This window comes from Bradyrhizobium genomosp. I (2014), assembly GCF_000261685.1.
Lineage (GTDB): Bacteria > Pseudomonadota > Alphaproteobacteria > Rhizobiales > Xanthobacteraceae > Bradyrhizobium.
In genome coordinates, this window is sequence record NZ_AJQE01000476.1 from 1 (window position 1) to 1,489 (window position 1,489).

The following is a 1,489-nucleotide window of genomic DNA, read 5'->3' on the forward strand; positions in this document are numbered from 1 at the left end:
GACCTCGGTGCTGCGCGGCTCGAACCACTGCGTTGAACCGGCGACGTAACCGATGCGAAGAGCAACGACGCGAGGACATGGCCCCTCACGGAATGTCCGCGACGTTCCGGCTATCGCCGATTGAGACCGGCTTGTTCAGGAAATACTCGCGGTTGCCTGTCGCGGCCTCCGCGTACTGGTCGATGGCCACGATGATCGCCTGGACATGGGCATAGCACCACCCTTCGCGTGTCGCCCTTCTACGAACGTCCTCGAGCGCGGTCAGGAAGGGCGACAGCTCTCTCTCGTCGTCGAACCAGCGCCTGCTCACCATGTCCTCCCGCCGAGCACCCTGCCCTTGTTGTGATGCGGCTCTGCGCTCCTCAGCGCCGCACGCTGGGCGCACAGACTTTCAACCTTCGCCTCCATCCGCGACAGCAGCGCCTCGGCCGAGGCCGTCCCGACGCCGGCCCGCTGCAGCTGGAGAATCTCCTTTCTCTGCCTGCCAATCTGGATGCGCATCCGTTCGATCTCCCGCCTGACAAAGTCCAGGTCCGGCATGTTCAGCCCTCACGATTTGAATATGGCCAAAGAGAACAAAAACGGAACGATGAGTCGAGTCCGGCGTTTGACGGAGAAGGAGATTTTCGATGGCGGACTACATCCGGAAGGAACCGAAGGATTAGGTTTCCGGGGACGACCCGATGACGGGAGCCCAGGAATGAGCCCAGGAATCCTATCTCAAGACCCTCGCCGGGCAGGCACATCAGGACCTGCCCGAGGAGGAACTGACCAGGGTCGAGGCCCCGGAACTGATCGACGAGATGCGGCAAAAGGCCGGGCTGGAGCGGTGACCCGTATTCTTGCGGGAATCCGGAGCCATGTGTATGCAAACGAAATTGGGAATCGAAAATGCCTTATTTCGTTTGCGCCCGCGACGGAGCGGGCCAGATCATTTTGAAGCGCGACACCAGGGAAGCGGCCGAGAAGAAGGCCGCCGAACTCCGCGACATGGGCTATTTCGAAGTCGAGATCATCGTGAAGGCTGTCGAGAAGGCAGCGTGAGGGAGTGGGCACGGTCGGCGGAGTTGGCCCCAAGGCGCAGCAACCCCTCGCAATCTCTCCCATCATCTGAAGCCAGCGCTTCATGCTTCCCTCAGCACCTTAAAGGCGCTGAGCATGACGAAAGCGCCAAGACCGTAGGTCAGTGCGTTCACGACCCAGGAGATGGCTATGCCGAGGAAGGTGAACCCTCCGACTGCCCCCCAGAAAAAATAAGCCGCGGTGATGCCCGGCCATTCCAGCGAGAGGAACGCGAAGTCGGTCAGCGGCTCCAGGACAAGGAGCACCGTCGAGATGAGCGCCCCGATGGCCAATGCGATGATGAGGCTCGCTTTAACGGAGTACATCACAATCCCAGCAGGCCGGCGATGACCAGATTACGAGAATACGGTGACAGTGCTGTCACCGTAATACCGTAATACTGGTTGAAGCAATTCGATGAGCAGAA

The 1,489-nt window shown here is 60.2% G+C and carries 4 protein-coding genes and 1 pseudogene; 2 read left to right on the forward strand and 3 right to left on the reverse strand.

All coding sequences use genetic code 11. From position 1 onward, the window contains the following. Nucleotides 1-85: 85 nt before the first annotated feature. Together IC50_RS38100 and IC50_RS38105 are read right to left on the reverse strand one after the other, a co-directional pair. On the reverse strand, nt 86-313 hold the full coding sequence (locus IC50_RS38100; protein ID WP_035716796.1) for a hypothetical protein: 228 nt from the start codon (nt 311-313) through the stop codon (nt 86-88). Next, entirely contained in the window at nt 307-540 is a 234-nt protein-coding gene (locus IC50_RS38105; protein WP_035716799.1) for a hypothetical protein, read from the reverse strand. The genes IC50_RS38100 and IC50_RS38105 overlap by 7 nt, the downstream gene beginning before the upstream one ends. A gap of 176 nt (nt 541-716) precedes the next feature. Here IC50_RS38105 and IC50_RS44140 point away from each other — a divergent pair. Together IC50_RS44140 and IC50_RS41890 are read left to right on the forward strand one after the other, a co-directional pair. Then, nucleotides 717-833: pseudogene (locus IC50_RS44140) on the forward strand (DUF3072 domain-containing protein); the annotation flags it as partial. A gap of 58 nt (nt 834-891) precedes the next feature. Further along, nucleotides 892-1,044: a hypothetical protein gene (locus IC50_RS41890; RefSeq protein WP_157461211.1), complete on the forward strand. Its 153-nt coding sequence runs from the start codon at nt 892-894 to the stop codon at nt 1,042-1,044. Between the two features lie 80 nt (nt 1,045-1,124). On the opposite strand, the gene IC50_RS38110 is transcribed toward IC50_RS41890, so the two are convergent. Continuing rightward, a complete protein-coding gene (locus IC50_RS38110; protein ID WP_035716801.1) occupies nt 1,125-1,388 on the reverse strand; it encodes a hypothetical protein in 264 nt (87 codons plus the stop codon). Nucleotides 1,389-1,489 lie beyond the last annotated feature (101 nt).

Coding starts and splice junctions, on each gene's coding strand:
- IC50_RS41890 (WP_157461211.1), top strand. CDS start 892: ATGCCTTATTTCGTTTGCGCCCGCGACGGAGCGGGCCAGATCATTTTG.
- IC50_RS38110 (WP_035716801.1), bottom strand. CDS start 1,388: ATGTACTCCGTTAAAGCGAGCCTCATCATCGCATTGGCCATCGGGGCG.
- IC50_RS38100 (WP_035716796.1), bottom strand. CDS start 313: ATGGTGAGCAGGCGCTGGTTCGACGACGAGAGAGAGCTGTCGCCCTTC.
- IC50_RS38105 (WP_035716799.1), bottom strand. CDS start 540: ATGCCGGACCTGGACTTTGTCAGGCGGGAGATCGAACGGATGCGCATC.